Source organism: Microcoleus sp. FACHB-SPT15 (genome assembly GCF_014849525.1).
Taxonomy (GTDB): Bacteria; Cyanobacteriota; Cyanobacteriia; order Cyanobacteriales; family Coleofasciculaceae; genus Symplocastrum; species Symplocastrum torsivum.
The window spans coordinates 267,299-286,580 of record NZ_JACJNU010000070.1 but is presented as its reverse complement, the minus strand read 5'-3'; the positions used below and the strand labels follow the sequence as shown (position 1 = coordinate 286,580).

At 47.2% G+C, this 19,282-nt stretch carries 14 protein-coding genes; 3 read left to right on the top strand and 11 right to left on the bottom strand.

What is annotated here, in order from left to right; translation table 11 throughout:
- Positions 1-99 precede the first annotated feature (99 nt).
- Positions 100-774, top strand: a complete 675-nt coding sequence (locus H6F98_RS31540; protein ID WP_192222679.1) for a ribonuclease HII — start codon at positions 100-102, stop codon at positions 772-774.
- 56 nt (positions 775-830) lie between these two features.
- Here H6F98_RS31540 and H6F98_RS31535 read toward each other — a convergent pair whose 3' ends face one another.
- Entirely contained in the window at positions 831-1,421 is a 591-nt protein-coding gene (locus H6F98_RS31535) for a DUF1997 domain-containing protein (RefSeq protein WP_192222678.1), read from the bottom strand.
- 426 nt (positions 1,422-1,847) lie between these two features.
- Here H6F98_RS31535 and pheA point away from each other — a divergent pair, with 426 nt between their 5' ends.
- Positions 1,848-2,711 (top strand): prephenate dehydratase, encoded by an 864-nt coding sequence (gene pheA / locus H6F98_RS31530; protein ID WP_192222677.1) that lies wholly within the window; start codon positions 1,848-1,850, stop codon positions 2,709-2,711.
- 169 nt (positions 2,712-2,880) lie between these two features.
- Here pheA and H6F98_RS31525 read toward each other — a convergent pair whose 3' ends face one another.
- From H6F98_RS31525 to H6F98_RS31485, 9 genes are all read right to left on the bottom strand, one after another.
- The gene (locus H6F98_RS31525; RefSeq protein ID WP_192222676.1) at positions 2,881-3,522 is read right to left on the bottom strand and encodes an LON peptidase substrate-binding domain-containing protein; all 642 of its coding nucleotides are present in this window, start codon (positions 3,520-3,522) and stop codon (positions 2,881-2,883) included.
- 133 nt (positions 3,523-3,655) lie between these two features.
- Positions 3,656-3,964 carry a 30S ribosomal protein S10 gene (gene rpsJ, locus H6F98_RS31520; RefSeq protein WP_313929977.1) on the bottom strand — a complete coding sequence of 103 codons (309 nt, stop codon included), beginning with the start codon at positions 3,962-3,964 and terminating at the stop codon, positions 3,656-3,658.
- Positions 3,965-4,159: 195 nt separating this feature from the next.
- Positions 4,160-5,389, bottom strand: a complete 1,230-nt coding sequence (tuf, locus tag H6F98_RS31515; protein WP_192222674.1) for an elongation factor Tu — start codon at positions 5,387-5,389, stop codon at positions 4,160-4,162.
- A 22-nt stretch (positions 5,390-5,411) separates the two neighbouring features.
- On the bottom strand, positions 5,412-7,487 hold the full coding sequence (fusA, locus tag H6F98_RS31510; RefSeq protein WP_192222673.1) for an elongation factor G: 2,076 nt from the start codon (positions 7,485-7,487) through the stop codon (positions 5,412-5,414).
- 133 nt (positions 7,488-7,620) lie between these two features.
- Positions 7,621-8,091 carry a 30S ribosomal protein S7 gene (rpsG, locus tag H6F98_RS31505; protein ID WP_192222672.1) on the bottom strand — a complete coding sequence of 157 codons (471 nt, stop codon included), beginning with the start codon at positions 8,089-8,091 and terminating at the stop codon, positions 7,621-7,623.
- 280 nt (positions 8,092-8,371) lie between these two features.
- Positions 8,372-8,749 (bottom strand): 30S ribosomal protein S12, encoded by a 378-nt coding sequence (rpsL, locus tag H6F98_RS31500; RefSeq protein ID WP_192222671.1) that lies wholly within the window; start codon positions 8,747-8,749, stop codon positions 8,372-8,374.
- A gap of 122 nt (positions 8,750-8,871) precedes the next feature.
- The gene (locus H6F98_RS31495; RefSeq protein WP_192222670.1) at positions 8,872-9,204 is read right to left on the bottom strand and encodes an iron-sulfur cluster assembly accessory protein; all 333 of its coding nucleotides are present in this window, start codon (positions 9,202-9,204) and stop codon (positions 8,872-8,874) included.
- Positions 9,205-9,378: 174 nt separating this feature from the next.
- Positions 9,379-9,807, bottom strand: coding sequence for a phosphomannose isomerase type II C-terminal cupin domain (locus H6F98_RS31490; protein ID WP_192222669.1), 429 nt, complete (start codon positions 9,805-9,807; stop codon positions 9,379-9,381).
- 543 nt (positions 9,808-10,350) lie between these two features.
- Positions 10,351-12,588, bottom strand: coding sequence for a phosphodiester glycosidase family protein (locus H6F98_RS31485; RefSeq protein WP_242058782.1), 2,238 nt, complete (start codon positions 12,586-12,588; stop codon positions 10,351-10,353).
- Positions 12,589-13,472: 884 nt separating this feature from the next.
- On the opposite strand from H6F98_RS31485, the gene H6F98_RS31480 reads away from it, so the two are divergent.
- Entirely contained in the window at positions 13,473-18,224 is a 4,752-nt protein-coding gene (locus H6F98_RS31480) for a glutamate synthase-related protein (protein ID WP_192222761.1), read from the top strand.
- Positions 18,225-18,280: 56 nt separating this feature from the next.
- Here H6F98_RS31480 and H6F98_RS31475 read toward each other — a convergent pair whose 3' ends face one another.
- Complete coding sequence (locus tag H6F98_RS31475; protein ID WP_192222668.1) at positions 18,281-19,237, bottom strand: polysaccharide deacetylase family protein; 957 nt, start codon at positions 19,235-19,237, stop codon at positions 18,281-18,283.
- Positions 19,238-19,282: the final 45 nt, after the last annotated feature.

The window sequence follows — 19,282 nt, the reverse complement described above, 5'->3', positions numbered from 1 at the left end:
AGTAGTTGGTTGCTTTGTGATTTTTTCAGCAGTGCTATGTCTAGATGTCAAAATTCATCAAGTGTTTTGCTTGCTTCATGTTGAGAAGGAGGTCTGGTCATGCCGGTAGAGGCAAAAAAAGACAACACCGGCGTTGTCCAGGGGAAGCCGTGGCAAGATAATGTTTGTGATCTGCCAGATTTATCTGACACGCAAAGCTTAGTTGCTGGTGTTGATGAAGTTGGGCGGGGCGCTCTATTTGGGCCGGTAGTGGCGGCAGCCGTAATCCTACCTGCTTCTGCTCTGCCACAACTTGCGATCGCGGGTGTTAAAGATAGTAAACAACTATCTCATCCACGCCGAGTCAAGCTAGCTCATGAGATTCAATACTTAGCGCTAGATTGGAGGATTGGTTATGCCACCAGCGCTGAAATTGACCAGATTAATATTTTTCAAGCGTCACTGTTAGCGATGAAACGGGCTGTTCTCAAGTTGAAAGTGCAGCCTACTTTGTGCCTAGTTGATGGTAAACACGCTCTTCCTGATTTACCAGTTGCCCAACGAACAATGGTTAAAGGAGATGAGCGATCGCTTGAAATTGCAGCGGCTAGTGTTGTTGCCAAGGTTTGGCGAGATGAATTAGTGACTCGTTTCGCGGCAAAGTATGCCGACTATGACTTGATAGCAAACAAAGGTTATGGTACGCAGCGACACCTAGCCGCCCTTCAACAACAAGGCCCCACACGCCAACATCGATTATCGTTTAGTCCCTGTCGGGTAGAAGCCGAGTTGTAATATTATCTAAAATGCTTGATTACAAGAAATGGGGTAGATGTGCCTACCCAGCTTGATTAAATGATTGGATTATCAGCCGGTGACAACTTCTGGGTTTGCTGGTAATTTCTTGTTTGTACGTCTTGGCTTGCCCAGTACCGATAGTCCAACAACAGTTGGTGCATTAGTTTCTGCTTAATCCTTACCAAAACGCTCTTGAGCAAACCGTTGCCAGTGGTTTCTAAAATTGGCTTAGGAGTCAGGCAAAAAGGAAGTGGAATATCAACGTTGACTTTTAGATCTGCTCTGCCTTTAAGCTGGGTTGTGCCATTTTTTTGATAAGGGTAAAGTTTCCCTTTCAAGTCCAAGGCAAAGCGTTGATTGATATACTCTAGTCCTCGAATTTCACAGCGTACAGAAGTTAGATGAACTGTGCCATCGGCATCTGCCCACACTTTTAAATCTACTGTTGGCTGAAACTTCAGCGACATAAAATCCAGGGGACGCATTGTCAATCGAAAACAGTCCTGACTCAGTTGCTCGATCCGATTCGAGTCTGCGATCGCATATACCAGCCGCTGAGGCTGACGCAAGTAGTGCTGGATGGGAACAGGTTGTTCCGGTACAGCAATTTCAACCGATTGGGATGCAACAAACTGGGTGTTCATAAGGGAAGTAGTAAGCTTATAAGCTTCTTACTTAAAGTTAATTAATTTTTACAGTTTTTTAACGATTTGAGAAGGATTTCTTATTTTAGTATTCTGAATCGGCGCTTTGCTGAGACAGTCTCAATAATCTCATCCTCTCACGATCATAGAAATTTACACGGTGAGGCTCCCTCTTCCTTACGGAAGCTGTGAAAGAGCCTCAGGCTGACTCCACAAGCTTATTTCCTGCGAAGGATGGGGTTGACACCATGTTGCTCAAGAAGCTTTAAAGGGATGATTAGACTGCTTGTATAAAGGACAACGCTACAGGCGATAGGTGCTAGGAACGATGTAGCAAAAACTGTCTTTCGCAAGAGATGCCTTGTAACACAAGTACACAACTCCCAACTCTCAAGCTAGATCTATCACTTAGGTTGACTATTACTTATGTCTATCTCGATCGCCTATTTGGGACCACCTGGTACTTACGCTGAAGCAGCAGCTTTAGCTTATGTCCGCACGCTTGCAAGCGAAGCGGTTAGTCAGTCGTTGTTATGTCCTTATCCCAGTATTGCCCAAACATTGAAGTCACTAGCCCAAGGAGAAACTCAGCTCGCTGTTGTCCCGGTGGAAAATTTGATTGAAGGCAGCGTTGTAACGACGCTGGATATGTTGTGGCAACTAGATAAGCTACAAATTCAACAGGCTCTAGTCTTGCCGATAAGACACGCTTTGCTATCACGGGCATCAACAATAGAAGCTATCCAAACGGTTTATTCCCATCCGCAAGCTCTAGCGCAATGTCAGGGATGGCTAGAGCGGTTTCTCCCCTCAGTGCAACTGATACCGACCAATTCGACAACGGAAGCATTACAGTATCTGGACAAAGATTATACGGCTGGGGCGATTACCTCTCAACGGGCAGCCCAGCTTTATAAAATACCCGTTCTGGCATCTGCCATCACTGACTATCCCGATAACTGCACCCGTTTCTGGGTAATGGGTTTACAGCCTTCCCCTGGTGGGAGCTATACTTCCTTAGCTTTTAGTGTTCCTGCTAATGTGCCGGGGGCGCTTGTGAAACCGCTTCAAGTATTTGCAAGTCGAGAGATTAACCTAAGCCGCATTGAGTCTCGTCCGACAAAGCGATCGCTTGGTGAATACCTTTTCTTCATTGATTTGGAAGCCGATGCTTCTCAATCATCAATTCAAGCTACCCTTTCAGAATTAGCGCCGCATACAGAAATTCTCAAAATTTTTGGTAGCTATAGTGTTGTGACAGTTAGCTCATCCGACGTTCTAGAGACTTGAGGGTAAGAGTTGTAGTAAGGTCGCGTACATACCTACCTCTAAAATTGAAGCTTAGTCTCTTCAATACAAAATCAAAGAGACACGAAAAATCGTGTCTCTTTTAGGGGTATTGAATTTTAGTTTAGTGATAAAGAGCTACAGAACCCTGCAATACTGATGCATCAGTTCCTTAATTAAAGGCATCCTTGAGAACTGTACGTGCGGCTAAATGATTGCGGGTTGAGGTAAGAATCTCAGCTTCGCGCCGTAGACGTGCAGCAGTATCCTGCATTTCTAAAAGTGTCTGCTGTTCTGAGGCAACGCCATAGAGATTGCTGGCAACCCAGTAAGATAACTCAATGGGTAAATCAGGTAAGTCTTCTGGTAGCTCAATTTTCTGCTCAGTCAACTTAGCAGAAAGATGTACAACATCTCGCAGCAATTGCTCAACTTCCCTAGCCATTGCTTTCAAATCAGTTTCTGGTGGCTGATCCTCAATCCATTCTACTAATCCAATCCGATAGGGTTTTTCACGTACATATTCTAATACACGAAATCGCTGCTGCCCTAGGGTCAGTACTTTCATCCGGTCATCCGGTAGACGCTGGAAGTGGATGATTTCAGCGCAACAGCCAACAGCAGCCGGTTGACCTTGAACGGGGTCCCACATCAACACCCCAAAACGGCGATCGCTATCTAGAATCGTATTCATCATGATTCGGTAGCGAAATTCAAAAATGTGTAAGGGGAGAGGACGCCCTGGAAAGAGAACCACTTCAGGCAGTGGAAATAAGGGGATTTCTCTAACAGCAATTGAGGAAGAGGATGCCATTGTGCCTTGGTGAAAACGGTAAGTGCGCTTCTTTACTTACTTTAACGGATTTCTTCTGGCACAATAACCAGGAAAACCCGTTAAAGCGTCACATTTGTTGGCAGAACCTCGCTTAAGCTGTATTCAGACGGCTTTATAGCTTGACTTCAATATCAACACCCGCAGGTAAATCCAGCTTCATCAAGGCGTCAATGGTTTTGGAAGAAGGTTGATAAATGTCGATAATCCGGCGGTGAGTCCGGGTTTCAAAGTGTTCCCGTGAATCTTTATCAACGTGAGGCGATCGCAACAAACAGTAGATACGACGCCGTGTTGGGAGAGGGATAGGACCAATAGCTGTAGCATTCGTCCGGTTAGCGGTGTCTACAATCTTCTCGCAAGATGTGTCTAGTAACCGCCGATCAAAGGCTTTAAGGCGAATGCGAATTTTTTGCTGCTGAATCGTTGCCATTTTTTAGTTGTCCAGGTTCTATAAAGATTGGTGATTAGGGATTGGCGATTGGGGATTGGGAAAGGATGGAAAGCTAAGTTTACATTTTTCCAGGCGAGAATCCCCAATCTTATGCTTAATTAAGCACAGAGTAAATAGGAGCAGAAAAGCATTTGCGCCTCTGCTCCTACTTAAGCTTGAACAGTGCTATTTCACAATTTTTGAAACGACACCCGCACCGATGGTACGACCACCTTCACGGATAGCGAAGCGCATTCCCTGCTCAATAGCGATGGGGTTGATCAGTTCTACTGTCATTTTAATGCGATCGCCTGGCATCACCATTTCAGGTTGAGAACCATCGTCAGCGGTAAAGGCACTGATTGTACCTGTTACATCGGTGGTACGCACGTAGAATTGAGGGCGGTAGCCAGAGAAGAAGGGAGTATGCCGTCCACCTTCTCCGGGCTTCAGGACATATACCTCAGACTCAAACTGAGTATGAGGGGTAATTGAACCGGGTTTGGCAATTACCATTCCACGCTCAATGTCTTTTTTCTCGATACCTCGGAGAAGTATTCCGGCATTATCGCCAGCCATCCCTTCATCAAGGCTCTTCTTGAACATCTCGATCCCAGTTACGGTTGTTTCACGAGTGTTCCGAATTCCAACCAGCTCAACTTTATCGCCGATTTTGACTTTGCCACGCTCAATCCGACCTGTAGCAACAGTACCACGACCGGTAATGGTGAAGACATCTTCTACCGCCATCAGGAAGGGCTTATCCACATCACGCTCTGGTGTTGGGATGTAGGCATCTACTTCATCCATCAGAGCGTAGATTTTATCAACCCACTCATTTTCACCCTTCGCGGTTTTCGGGTTGCTAGTCATGGTTTCTACGGCTTGCAACGCTGAACCGGCAACGATGGGGATATTGTCTCCATCAAATTCATAACTGCTGAGAAGTTCACGGACTTCTAGTTCCACTAGTTCCAGCAGTTCTTCGTCGTCCACCATGTCTTGCTTGTTCAAGAACACCACTAAGTTTGGAACACCGACTTGCTTGGCAAGCAGGATATGTTCCCGTGTTTGGGGCATTGGACCATCAGCAGCTGAAACGACGAGGATTGCTCCATCCATTTGAGCTGCACCGGTGATCATGTTCTTCACATAGTCAGCGTGTCCTGGGCAGTCCACATGAGCATAGTGGCGCGCTGCTGTTTCATATTCAACGTGGGCGGTATTAATCGTAATCCCCCGCGCCTTTTCCTCTGGTGCTGCATCAATGTCAGCGTACTGCCGCGCTTGCGCTTGACCCAGCGCGGCTAGTGTCATTGTGATTGCAGCGGTTAGCGTAGTTTTGCCGTGGTCTACGTGACCAATCGTACCAATGTTGACGTGGGGTTTATTCCGTTCAAACTTTGCGCGTGCCATGAATTACGTGTTCCTTTTCTACTTATGCGTTCCCTTTGCTCTTAGCGATGATGGCTTCAGCCACGTTGCGAGGCACCTCATCGTATTGGCTAAACTCCATCGAGAAGATACCGCGACCTTGGGTCTTAGAGCGGATATCCGTAGCATAACCAAACATCTCTGCTAGTGGAACCTTGGCAGTGACTTTGGCAATGCCGTCGTCAGAACCCATGCCCTCGATTTGACCACGGCGGGAGTTGAGGTCACCCATGACATCTCCAAGGAAGTCTTCAGGCACTTCAACTTCAACTTTCATCATAGGCTCTAACAGTACTGGCGAAGCCTTCATAACGGCATCCTTAATTGCCATTGAACCAGCAATTTTAAATGCCATTTCCGAAGAGTCTACATCGTGGTAAGATCCATCGACTAGAGTAGCTTTCAGATCAATGACAGGATACCCAGCTAGAATACCGGATTCACAAGCTTCTTTCATCCCTTGCTCAGCCGGAGAGATGAATTCTTTGGGTATCGCACCGCCGACAATCTTGGAGACAAATTCAAAACCGCTACCAGTATCTCCTGGTTCCAGTTCAATAACGACGTGACCGTACTGACCTTTACCACCACTTTGGCGGACAAACTTGCCTTCAGTCTTAACAGATTTGCGAACGGTTTCCCGATAGGCAACTTGTGGTGCGCCAACATTGGCTTCCACCTTAAATTCACGTAGCATCCGGTCTACCAGAATTTCTAGGTGTAATTCACCCATTCCGGCAATTACGGTCTGGTTAGTTTCTGGGTCAACACTGACACGGAATGTTGGGTCTTCTTCCGATAGGGATTGAAGCGCTTTAGAGAGCTTCTCCATATCCTGCTTCGTTTTCGGTTCCACTGCCACAGAGATGACAGGTTCTGGAATATACAGAGACTCCAGAATAACGGGTGAATCCTCTTCACAAATTGTATCGCCTGTGAAGGTATTCTTCAGTCCAACCGCTGCTCCCAAATCGCCAGCCCGGAGTTCATCCACCTCAATTCGATCGTTCGCTTTCAAGACAATCAAGCGAGAAATACGTTCTTTCTGATCTTTGGTGGAATTAAGAATGTAGCTACCCTTTTTCAGCACTCCGGAGTAAACCCGTAGGAAGGTTAAACGACCATAGGGGTCTGCCATAATCTTGAATGCTAGGGCTGCCATCGGGGCTTCATCATCCGCTGCTCTTTCAGCAACTGTGCCATTTGGCAGTGTTCCCTGAATTGCAGGAACATCAATTGGAGCTGGCAAGTAATCAATTACGGCATCCAAAAGCAGCTGAACACCTTTGTTTTTGAATGCGGATCCACAAAGGACAGGGACAATTGTTCCGGCGATAGTTCCTTTACGAAGTGCCTTGCGAATTTCCTCTTCAGTGAGTTCTTCACCTTCTAGGTACTTCTCAATTAGTGCCTCATCAGTTTCAGCAACCGACTCGATCAACTTAGCGCGATACTCTTGAGCTTGCTGTTTGACTTCTTCAGGAATTTCAGTATCTTCAATATCCGTTCCGAGGTCATTGTTGTAGATTTTGGCTCGCATTCGCACTAAGTCTACAATTCCCCGTAGATCGTTTTCACTACCAATGGGGATTTGGATGGCGACCGCATTAGTTCTAAAGCGATCGCGTAGTTGATCATATACCTTAAAGAAATTTGCACCAGTCCGATCCATCTTGTTGATGAAGGCGATGCGTGGCACTTTGTAACGGTCTGCTTGCCGCCATACAGTCTCAGATTGAGGTTGGACACCACCAACTGAGCAGAAAACCGCGATTACACCATCCAATACTCGCATCGAACGCTCAACTTCAATTGTGAAGTCAACGTGACCCGGTGTATCAATAATGTTGATCTTGTGGTCTTGCCAACTCGTGGTGATGGCTGCGGCAGTTATGGTGATTCCCCTCTCCCGCTCTTGTTCCATCCAATCTGTTACGGCTGTTCCTTCATGAACCTCACCGATTTTATGAACCATTCCTGAGTAAAACAGGATTCGTTCGGTTGTTGTTGTCTTGCCCGCATCAATGTGGGCTGCAATCCCAATATTGCGTACTCTCTCAAGGGGGATGGTACGTGCCACAGCTACCTCCTTCGTCTGGTGCCAACCGTCTTTACACGTTGCTATCTATTTACAATTGTATACTTTCTTTAAATCTTTCGACATGAGTAAACATGGGTCTACTAAAGACCCGCTCAAGCCTCAGAAGCAGTAATTAGTATCGATAGTGCGCGAAAGCTTTGTTTGCGTCAGCCATCCGATGGGTTTCTTCCCGCTTACGAATCGCATTACCTGTCTCGTTAGCGGCATCCATTAGCTCATTTGCCAATTTACTTGCCATTGAACGACCAGGACGTTGCCGAGAAAACCGAATCAGCCAGCGCAGTGCCAAAGTTGTTCCTCGATCAGAGCGAACTTCCATTGGTACTTGATAGGTTGCGCCTCCAACACGACGTGCTTTCACTTCAACAAGCGGCGTCACGTTCCGCACCGCTTTCTCGAAGGTTTCTAGGGGATCGCCACCTGTACGTTCTTCTATGGTTTTCATCGCATCATAGATAATGCTATTGGCAATAGATTTCTTGCCATGACGCATAATTCGCCGTACCATCATGCTGATCAAGCGGCTGTTGTAGACCGGATCTGGAGGAACGGGGCGCTTTTTAATAACTGTGCGACGAGACATACTAAGCCTTAAATTAAAGAGACAATAGTGACAACAATTGAGGAATTTGCCCTTCGACAGACCTCCACGCTTAATGTAATGGGCTGAAGTCGCCTTAGGCTAGGTCAGAGAGAGTTGTATGTCCTGGTGAATCTACGGACATTACTTTCTCAGATTACAAGAGTTGCGCTTGATTTCAGCACAACTCTTGGGAAAAAATGAACCATTGTTACTCAGCATAGCCGAAACCCTGATCACATCAATAGGATACTAGGCAAACGGTCAAGCTGATGCTGGAACTTTAAGCTTGTTTAGGACGCTTTGTGCCGTATTTGGAACGCCCTTGCTTGCGATCTTTCACTCCAGCAGTGTCCAGGGTCCCCCGGATAATATGGTAGCGAACACCAGGCAGGTCTTTAACACGACCACCTCTAATCATCACAACTGAGTGTTCTTGAAGGTTGTGACCAATACCTGGAATGTAAGCCGTCACTTCAAAGCCAGAAGTCAAACGGACTCTTGCCACTTTCCGTAGAGCAGAGTTTGGTTTTTTGGGTGTGGTTGTATAGACTCTTGTGCAGACACCACGGCGCTGCGGACATTGTTTCAGCGCAGGCGATTTGGTTTTCTTTTTAGCTTTCGCTCGCTCGTCACGAATGAGCTGCTGGATAGTGGGCATGAGTTACGGAGTGTATGGCTCCCTTGAAAGTTCTAATTATTCACAAATTCTAAATATATCGACATTCTAGTGCCAATGTCAATTTATTGGGGAAACAGCAAACTCAGAGGTGTATCAGCGACTCAAGTACTGACACGAAAGGAATTGCCACAACCACAGCTTTCTAGCGCATTTGGGTTATGAAAACGAAATCCTCCTCCCATCAGGTCTTCTGAATAATCCAATGTTAAACCCGTAATGTATTGTAGACTGTCTGCATCTACCGTTACCGAGATGCCGTCACAGTCAAAGACGCGATCGCTAGAATTCGCTAGTTTTTTATCAAAATCGATGGTGTAGTAGAGACCAGCACACCCACCACGTTGAACGCCCAATCGTAATATGGCTTCTGGATTGTGACGCCTTGCCTGTAAGCGTCTAATTTCAGCAAGAGCAGCTTTACTAATATTAATCATTAGCTCAGTACACAACTAGTACAGCTAGCTAATGCTACAGCACTCGCAAGCTATATTTGCCTACTGGCTTATTCAATTGACGGTTGACTACTAAGTGATGTTTACGTTCTAGTTAACTGTCAACCGTCAACCACAAGGAAGCCTTCAGATAAACAAGGTTTGATGTACAGCCGCTTACTTACCTTCCGGCTTGCTGCGAGCATAGTCATCTTCAAACCGAACAATGTCATCTTCTCCAAGATATTCCCCGTTCTGAACTTCAATCAAGATCAGGGGAATGACACCTGGGTTTTCTAAGCGATGAGTATGTCCCTGAGGAACATAAGTGGACTGGTTACTATGAACGACTACTTCCTTATCACCACAAGTCACTTTAGCCGTACCGCAGACGACAATCCAGTGTTCACTCCGATGGTAGTGCATCTGCAAGCTGAGGCGGTGACCCGGCTTAACTTCAATCCGCTTGATTTTGTAGCCTCGCCCTTCTTCCAGAACAGTAAATGATCCCCAAGGGCGCAGTTCTGTAGCCGCGACGCTATCGGCAGATAAAGAGGCAGGAAGGGAAAGTGCCGGAACTTGAGAAACTTCTTGCGACTGAACCATATTATTTTTTTCTCCTGAGAACGGCTACACAATTGAAGGAAAAGTTTTTTACTAGAAACTAGTATTTGACTGATTAGACACAATCAAACAATCTAACCACAACTAAACATAACAAATGAATCTTGGTTCTTGTCACCAGTTAACGGTTCAAGCGAGACAATTACAAGAAGTCTTTACATTGTGAAGGGTGTGAAGGTTTTACTTTAAGCAAACTTCAAAAACATCATTTATTGCGTTACTAAAATTACAAAACTTCCGATTGCACCACGGGAGAAGACGTTTACAGCTTCATCTAGAAAAAGATAAGTAGAATCACTGATGTTTCTTCCTGTAAGTTGTGGCATTGGATCGCCGATTTAGGAATCGGGAAAATTTAAGTGTAAAGATCAGGGGAACCTTGAAAAAACACATTCGCCCTTCCCCTGAACTTTACTAGCTAGACCCAGATGCTACACGCATAACAAAACAATGAAAATTCTTCTTTTTCACTCCCTACTCCTTACTATTATTTTCTAGATAGAGAGTAGCTAGTGAACCCAACTTCTAGGGAGTAGGTGAGCGGAAAATACCAAGACCATTATGAACACGAGCCGCCGTGGAGGGAGAGCGGTCTAAGAGCTGACCTCCTAAATAAAGTCCAGTTGAGCTGCCACCATCGAAATTAAGAGCATTGACGGCTCCCAAGAGCTGCATTAACTGAGCCGTTTCTGCTAAGGTTGGACCCAACCCACCACTACGATTATGAATGGCAGCAATCATGAGTGTGCCTGCTGCCGTGCTGCCGATACAGGAGCGAATGGCTGATTGTTGGATAAAAGCGTCACTAAATTGTTCAGCTTTGGCGTTCAGAACAATTTGTCGATTTTGTACCAGAAGGGGACCAGCACCCAGAATGTGGGGATAAGAACCAAAGTCACCGGGTGTAGTAAGGCTTTCTAAGCTGACTTGTGTACCAACACTAAGAGAACCACTAGCGGGACTATTGCCGCGTAGAGTTAGTAGGTAGCCATCAAGAGGAATCGGGAAGGATTGCTGTCCTGCTATACCTCCAGGCAGTTGACTAATTACTTGGTCATTCTGGACAACAAACAGTACTTCATTATCAATGAGTGGGGTGTAGGTTGGACCCCACTCCGGCGTATAACGGGCAAAACCTGTCTGAACGTAGCCAGTGTTAAGAAAAAGTATTGGTAAACGACTTCCTGCTGAGGTTACTAAGGTTTCCTGAAGCGTCAGACGACCAAATTTGAATTGACCACTGTCGTTCCAGGCGATCGCACCCCGGTTGAGAATTGGACCGGAAAACCAACGTTCATCACGGCGAACTGCGCCTAAGGGTAATTGGTTATTGCGATTGAAAAAACCAGCATTAATCGCGGCAAATGCTTGCCACATCTGAGCCGTTTGGATCAGAGGCGCGGTTCCTACTTGGGTTGCGGGGTTGCTCCATATTGGTCTGAAACTCGCACCTGATGTTCGGGGGTCAACTTCCAACCAGACCACTGGGAAGCGAGAATTTTTGAGAGTTACATATTTTTGATGCCAGCGAATTCCCGGTGCCCAGGAAATCTCTTTTTCTACCAAAGCATCGGCGCGAAGATCAATGACTAAACGATTTGGGTTTGGTAAGGAGTAGACTTGCAGGCGCTTACCCGTTGGAATATCAACGCGAAGTATCGTTTGCTTTTGACCCTGTTCGACACGGATAACGGCATTCTCACCGTCTGCCCCAACTGAAACAGGGGCGGCATCCTCCGCATCTTGCCTCTCTGGAGGTGGTGGGGCATTGAATTGCTCTACCAATGACGGGCTAGCTGACGCTTCCAAGGTGATTACACCTGCGGTACGCTGGTCACTGACTTGCCAGGGAATTGGACGGTCTAAATCAACAACAATACGCGACCCCCAAGGCTGACGTGCCTGCCGAATCTCCTTAACCCTTGCAGGAGTTGAAGAGATGCGTAAGCGATCGCCCGAAGCTACTGCTGCACCCTCAACTTGCAACTGCCAACCAGCCACTTTAGCCAAATCCGTAATATCCAGGTAGCGATAGGAACCCATCAACTGGCTAGGAAGAACAAGCGGTGTACTCTGTGGAGAAGAAAACCACTGCACTGGCTGTCGGGTTACATCCTTTGTACTCAGCAATTCTACGCCTAAGCTTTGCATCAGACCGATGTCACTGATACCAATCCGAACTGACGTTCCGACTTGCCACTGCTGCCAAGCTACATTGAACGTCCGACCATTTAAGGAGATTTGCGTACCCTGCCTAATGACCTGAGGTGATACCTGTGCCAAAAACTCGGCTCGACGCGGTGTGATCGCATTATCATCAAGCACTTGGCTTTGGGTAAGTAGCGCCTTGGTTAGAGAAGATGGGGTTGAGGCTGGTGACAAAAACTCTGCCCGTTTTGGAGCCAAAGGCTTCTCTACTACAGGTGCTAGCTGACTCAGTATCACTTCACTGCTGTATGAAAGCAGTGGCTTGGGCTTGGTGTGTCCGACTCGCGTACTTGCCCACCCAAAGGATGAACCGCACAGTGTCAGGAATAAAATGATCGCTGTACGTTTGGACAACACTACCCAAGACATAGAATTAGCACATTGCCGCCGTGCTGCTCTTCGACTTCTACGGCATCGCACCGCGATTGGAACTGATTTTCCACTTTCATCCCTATTAGCGTTAGAACTAGCAGTACTGTTTGGAGACAAGCGGGGCGTTGTGTAGGGCTGTATGCGATCGCCGATCCGCTTGGGTGGCTTTGCTCTTTTGATCATCCATCTGTCTCTTTGACCAAGATTCTGGTCTGTAGAAGTCAATAAATTAAGCCTTGGGCAGCATATCAAGAAATAATGACTTTACAACGTCCGCCTTCTCTGTTAGAGCTTCATAATAAGAAGTAAAACTACTCACGCAGTCCAAACTTCATTTGCCCAACTGGGAAATCTGAGAATATAGGAGGACATGGTAGGTGCTTGCTGTCCTAACCAAGGCAGTAAAACCTATCTAGTGCAGCACGGCGGAAATAACTATCCAGTTAAAAAGCTTACTGTGCAAGCTTTCTTTCATAAAAGCCTTCTGCCTCCTAATCTTCTGCCTTCTTGCACTAGGCTTACAGCACAAAGCTTGCCAGCGGCACGGACTTGCCAAGAAAACCGTTTATTAAGCTTGGCTCAAGTACTAAGCCTGAACTACAGTAATTGCCCTTATTTTCTGTAGTAAAAGTTACAGTAGCGAAACTTAGAAAGCGGGGATTGCTAGCGTAGAGCATTTCCTATAATATTGCTACTCTGTCAATCTGGCAGGAAACCAGCGTTGGAATTGGGGTTTTAAGAGTTTCTTCTTTTCCCCAACTCTACTTGCCACTGTCGTTACCAGTTCGGTGAGTTACGTTCATTAGACAATCTAAAGCACTCAAGCCTTTCCACTCAATAAGCTTGTGAATCAAATTTCATCCCTTGTTTAATGAGGATGTAGCTTTGGTGTCAGCTACTGCCCTGTAGTTCATTCGATACTCTAGCCTAAGTGTGTTTATCTAGACCCCTGTGTAACGTAAATTGTTTCTAAAATTTTCACTTTGTAGAAGTGCCGTATGAATCTGTTGCTGCGCTAGCAGCGATCAATCCGTAAATTTGTATCCGTAAAAACCGTGAATCATTCGATGGACAACAGGAGCATCAAACAGAACCAACACGTTCAGCCGTGGAATCAGGGCAACCCAACTTTTCCCGGTCAACGCTGGTTGGTAGAAGAACGGGATGCGTGTGGCGTTGGCTTCATCGCGTCTCAATCAGGTACAGGGACACATGAACTTGTTGAGCAAGCATTGTCGGCATTAGGGTGTTTAGAACACCGAGGTGGTTGTAGCGCTGACCAAGATTCTGGAGATGGTGCAGGTTTAATGACCGCCATCCCCTGGGAACTGTTCAAGCCTTGGTTTATCGAGCAAGGAATTGATATGCCATCTACCGACCAACTCGGTGTTGGTATGGTGTTTCTGCCTCAAGATGCGGCTCTGGTCAACCAAGCACGTCAAACAGTTGAGGATGTATTAGGACAAAACGATCTGAAAGTGCTGGGCTGGCGGGTAGTGCCTGTAAAAGAATCAGTCCTCGGCATCCAAGCGCGAGAAAACCAGCCCCAAATTGAGCAAGTATTCGTGAGTTCCCAAAACTTGCGGGGGGATGAGCTAGAGCGTGCTTTATACAAAGCTAGGCGTCGAGTTCACAAAACATTAGAGGCACAAGGCACAGCTCAATGGTCTGAGGATTTCTATATTTGCTCATTCTCCAATCGCACGATTGTCTACAAAGGCATGGTGCGCTCAACCGTCTTGGGAGACTTCTATACAGATCTAAAGAATCCAGACTATCAAAGTGCCTTTGCCGTTTATCACCGGCGCTTTAGCACCAACACGATGCCAAAGTGGCCACTCGCGCAGCCAATGCGGTTGTTGGGACATAACGGCGAAATTAACACGCTGTTGGGTAATATCAACTGGATGATGGCGCGTGAAGCTGACTTAACTCATCCTCTGTGGGGAGTTAGGACTCAGGAGTCAGAAATCAGGACTCAAGAGACAGCACTCAGTATGCCTTCAGATAGCGGAGCGGTAGAGAGTCGGCGTGAGTCAGCGTCAAATACAGAATTGGATGACCTAAAGCCGATTGTTAATCCAGATAATAGTGATTCAGCAACGCTAGACAATGTGCTGGAGTTACTCGTACACTCTGGTCGCAGCCCGCTAGAAGCGTTGATGATTATGGTGCCAGAGGCGTACCTAAATCAGCCGGATTTGGAAAAATACCCAGAAATTGTTGACTTTTACGAATACTACAGTGGGATTCAGGAACCGTGGGATGGCCCTGCCCTGTTGGTATTTAGTGATGGTAAGACTGTGGGAGCCACGCTTGACCGTAACGGGCTGCGTCCTGCTCGTTACAGCATTACCAAGGATGGCTATGTTGTCGTTTCCTCAGAAGCAGGGGTCGTAGACTTACCCGAAGCAGAAATTGTCGAGAAGGGTCGATTGGGACCAGGGCAGATGATTGCCGTGGACTTAGAAACCAATGAGGTTCTGAAAAATTGGGAAATCAAGCAACGGGTGGCTACCCAAGAGCCATATGGTCAGTGGCTACAGCAGCATCGAGTCGAGCTGAAGCCTCAACCCTTTGAATCGGCTCCTAAGCTAGAGACATCTGTGTTACTGCGCCAGCAGATTGCCTTTGGCTACACGGCAGAAGATGTCGAGATGATCATCCAGCCGATGACTACTCAAGGCAAGGAACCCACGTTCTGCATGGGAGATGACGTTCCCTTAGCTGTACTGTCGGATAAGCCGCGTTTGCTCTATGACTACTTCAAGCAGCGCTTCGCTCAGGTGACGAACCCACCGATTGACCCGTTGCGGGAAAGTTTGGTGATGTCGTTGAGTATGCAGCTAGGTGAGCGAGGGAATCTCTTGGATGCTCGTGCTGAGTATGCTCGACTGTTGAAGCTGGAGACACCAGTCCTCAATGAGGCAGAGTTGGAAGCGGTCAAAACCGCAGGGTTTGAAACGGCTGAACTATCAACCTTGTTTGAAATTGTGGCAGGTCCAAGCGGGTTAGAGGCGGCTGTGCGTCAGCTATGTGACCAAGCGGCTGAGGTCGTGCGTGCTGGGAAGAAAATTCTGATTTTAAGTGACAGAACGGGTGGCGGTCTCAGCGAGAACTACAGCTACATTCCACCACTTTTGGCAGTGGGTGCAGTACACCATCATCTCATCCGCCAAGGACTGCGGATGAAAGCGTCATTAATTGTTGATACGGCTCAGTGTTGGGATACTCATCACTTTGGCTGCTTAATTGGCTATGGTGCGTCGGCAGTTTGTCCTTACTTAGCTTTGGAATCTGTACGTCAGTGGGTCTCTAATCCCAAGACTCAGAAACTGATGGAAGGGGGCAAAATTGAGACTGTCTCGTTAGAAGAGGCTCAGAAAAACTACCGCAAGGCGGTGGAAGGGGGTCTGTTGAAAATCCTCTCAAAAATGGGGATTTCTCTACTAACCTCTTACCAGGCGGCTCAGATATTCGAGGCACTTGGTATTGGTACGGAATTATTAAACCTTGCCTTTGCCGGGACAACATCGCGGTTGGGTGGTTTGAGTATTGCGGAGTTGGCGCAGGAAGTTGTTTCGTTCCATCAGCGAGCTTTCCCGGAATTAACCAGCAAGAAGCTGGAAAACTACGGTTTTATCAATGCCAAGCCCAGGGGCGAGTACCACATGAACAGCCCTGAATCGTCTAAGGCGCTGCACAAGGCTGTCGCCGATGGGAAGAACTACGACCACTACGAGCTGTATAAGCAGCTATTCGAGCAACGCCCACCGACAGCACTTCGAGATTTGTTGGACTTCAAGAGCGATCGCACTTCTATCCCCGTTGAAGAAGTACAATCAGCAGCGGAAATCGTCCATCGGTTCTGTACGGGTGCGATGTCTCTAGGTTCACTCTCGCGAGAAGCCCATGAGACTCTGGCGATCGCCATGAATCGGATCGGAGGCAAATCCAACTCCGGTGAAGGTGGCGAAGACCCCGTGCGGTTCAAAGTCCTTGATGATGTCGATGAAACAGGACATTCGCAACTGTTCCCCCACCTCAAGGGTTTGAGAAATGGCGATACAGTCAGTTCTGCGATTAAGCAGGTTGCCTCAGGTCGCTTTGGTGTAACGCCAGAGTACTTGATGAACGCCAAGCAGCTTGAAATCAAAATGGCTCAGGGTGCTAAACCTGGAGAAGGGGGTCAGCTACCTGGTAAAAAGGTTAGCCCCTACATTGCGATGCTACGGCGATCTAAGGCAGGAGTTCCGTTAATTTCTCCACCACCTCACCACGATATTTATTCGATTGAGGACTTGGCGCAGTTGATCTTTGACCTGCACCAGATTAATCCTGAAGCCAGAGTATCTGTGAAGCTGGTAGCGGAAATTGGCATTGGTACCATTGCGGCTGGGGTTGCCAAGGCGAATGCTGATGTCATCCAGATTTCTGGTCATGATGGCGGTACGGGTGCATCTCCGCTTAGCTCAATCAAGCACGCAGGTTCACCTTGGGAACTAGGGCTAACGGAAGTACATCGGGTGCTATTGGAAAATCAGCTACGCGATCGCGTCTTGCTCCGTGCTGATGGTGGTTTAAAGACAGGCTGGGATGTCATGATGGCGGCGCTGATGGGTGCCGAAGAATATGGCTTCGGCTCTGTCGCAATGATTGCCGAAGGGTGTATCATGGCGCGCATTTGCCACACGAATAACTGCCCAGTTGGTGTTGCCACTCAGCGGGAAGAACTGCGTAAGCGCTTTACAGGTATACCTGAGCATGTAGTCAACTTCTTCTTCTTCGTAGCTGAGGAAGTGCGATCGCTTTTGGCACGACTGGGCTATCGGTCATTGGAAGAAATCATTGGTCGCGCTGACCTGTTGAAAGTCCGGGAAGGTGTTAACCTAACCAAGACAGCCGCTTTAAATCTGGATTGTCTGATTAATTTGCCGGACACCAGAAGCGATCGCAGTTGGCTGAAGCATGAACCTGTCCATAGCAATGGCCCAGTTCTGGATGATCAGCTACTTACAGATAGCGCCATCCAGGACGCGATTAGCAACCAAGGCACTGTAACTCAGGATGTCGGCATCATAAACACCGACAGAACAGTAGGAACTCGCATTGCAGGTGTGATCGCCAAAAAGTACGGAGATACCGGATTCGGAGGGCAAATTACCCTCAACTTCAAAGGGGCTGCTGGTCAAAGCTTTGGTGCCTTCAACCTCCCTGGAATGACACTCATCTTAGAAGGTGAAGCCAACGACTACGTGGGTAAGGGAATGCACGGGGGCGAGATTATCATCAAGCCACCAGCAGAAGTGACTTATGACCCTGCCAAAAACGTGATTGTGGGTAATACCTGCCTCTACGGGGCGACTGGGGGCACTTTGTTTGCCAATGGGGGCGCAGGTGAGCGGTTTGGTGTTCGTAACTCCAAAGGTCAGGCAGTAATTGAGGGAGCAGGTGACCACTGTTGTGAATACATGACGGGTGGTGTCATCGTTGTCTTAGGCAATGTCGGTCGTAATGTCGGCGCTGGGATGACCGGGGGTCTAGGCTACTTCTTAGATAAAGATGGGAGTTTCTCCGCAAAAGTCAACCCGGAAATTGTTAAGATTCAACGGGTTACTAGCTCTGTTGGTGAGCAACAACTCAAGGACTTAATCCAAGCTCACGCTGAACGTACTGGCAGCCCCAGAGCTAAGACTATTTTGGCTTACTGGTCGGAATACCTACCGCAGTTCTGGCAAGTTGTACCGCCTTCGGAAGCTGATACCCCAGAAGCTAACGCTGACGCTGTGGCAGAACGAGAGTTAACTCCAGTTCAGTAATTGGTTGTTAGTTGTTGGTTGTTGGTACTTTTTAACAAATAACTAACAATAAAAAACTAAAAACTAACCCCCTTTTCTAGAAGTTCTGGCACGGTTACAAAGGTGTAGCCGTGCTTTTTTAGTTGCGTAATTAATTGCGGTAAAGCCTCAATTGTTTTTGTGCGATCGCCTCCTCCATCGTGCAGTAAGACAATTCCCCCAGATTTGGCTTCCTTGAGCGAATTGTCAACTAGTGCTTGCTTGGTAGTACGTCCAGAACGCCAGTCTTTTGAATCTACAGACCACATCACGACAGCATATTTCTTCTGGTGAGCAGAAGCCACTAACCCATTATTCAAAATGCCAGCAGGCGGTCTGAAAAGAGATGTCTTGACACCCGTTAGTTTATGAATCAAAGCTGCTGTTTTATCGAGTTCGTGAGCGGCGGCTGATGCGCTGTAATGATGATACTGATGACTCCAGGAATGGTTGCCAATCGCATGACCTTCTGCTACAGTCTGCTTTACTAGCTGTGGATGTTTTTCTACCTGCTTTCCCACCACAAAAAAGGTAGCTTTGACGTTTTGTTTTTTGAGAATATCTAAAACTTTTGAGGTCATTTGTGGCCAGGGGCCATCGTCAAACGTTAGTGCGATTAGCTTGGCTGGTGCGATCGCTTTTGTCGGCTTGACTTGGGTCTTGGGATTGTCTTTACCCTTCAGCTTGACTTCACGAATCGTTTTTCCTTGAAATTGGACAGGGATAGAAGCGTTGAGACGTTTTACTTTTTCTTCTTGTGCTAGTTTAGCGATCGCTTTTTGATGTGCCGCATCTTGCTGCACCGCTACAGCCTTAGCCTTCAAGGTTTCTAGCCCTGCTTTGTCTTGCTGCATCCTCGTGCTGACTGGTAATACAGTCTTCTGATTCGTCGAGTGATCGACTCTCCAACCAAAGCCAGCTACAAAACCCAGTAAAGCTAAAACTAAGGCAATCGATAAGCTTCGTTGCCAAGCAAACAGGTGACGGTTTGCCACGGATTATGTCTCCTTCACTCCTCCAAACACCAAGACGGCAGTCAT

Excerpts from the sequence above, each read along its gene's own strand:
- H6F98_RS31490 (WP_192222669.1), bottom strand. The coding sequence starts at position 9,807 with ATGGTTCAGTCGCAAGAAGTTTCTCAAGTTCCGGCACTTTCCCTTCCT.
- H6F98_RS31480 (WP_192222761.1), top strand. The coding sequence starts at position 13,473 with ATGGACAACAGGAGCATCAAACAGAACCAACACGTTCAGCCGTGGAAT.
- H6F98_RS31485 (WP_242058782.1), bottom strand. The coding sequence starts at position 12,588 with ATGATCAAAAGAGCAAAGCCACCCAAGCGGATCGGCGATCGCATACAG.
- H6F98_RS31540 (WP_192222679.1), top strand. The coding sequence starts at position 100 with ATGCCGGTAGAGGCAAAAAAAGACAACACCGGCGTTGTCCAGGGGAAG.
- H6F98_RS31495 (WP_192222670.1), bottom strand. The coding sequence starts at position 9,204 with ATGATTAATATTAGTAAAGCTGCTCTTGCTGAAATTAGACGCTTACAG.
- rpsG (WP_192222672.1), bottom strand. The coding sequence starts at position 8,091 with ATGTCTCGTCGCACAGTTATTAAAAAGCGCCCCGTTCCTCCAGATCCG.
- tuf (WP_192222674.1), bottom strand. The coding sequence starts at position 5,389 with ATGGCACGCGCAAAGTTTGAACGGAATAAACCCCACGTCAACATTGGT.
- rpsL (WP_192222671.1), bottom strand. The coding sequence starts at position 8,749 with ATGCCCACTATCCAGCAGCTCATTCGTGACGAGCGAGCGAAAGCTAAA.
- H6F98_RS31535 (WP_192222678.1), bottom strand. The coding sequence starts at position 1,421 with ATGAACACCCAGTTTGTTGCATCCCAATCGGTTGAAATTGCTGTACCG.
- H6F98_RS31525 (WP_192222676.1), bottom strand. The coding sequence starts at position 3,522 with ATGGCATCCTCTTCCTCAATTGCTGTTAGAGAAATCCCCTTATTTCCA.
- pheA (WP_192222677.1), top strand. The coding sequence starts at position 1,848 with ATGTCTATCTCGATCGCCTATTTGGGACCACCTGGTACTTACGCTGAA.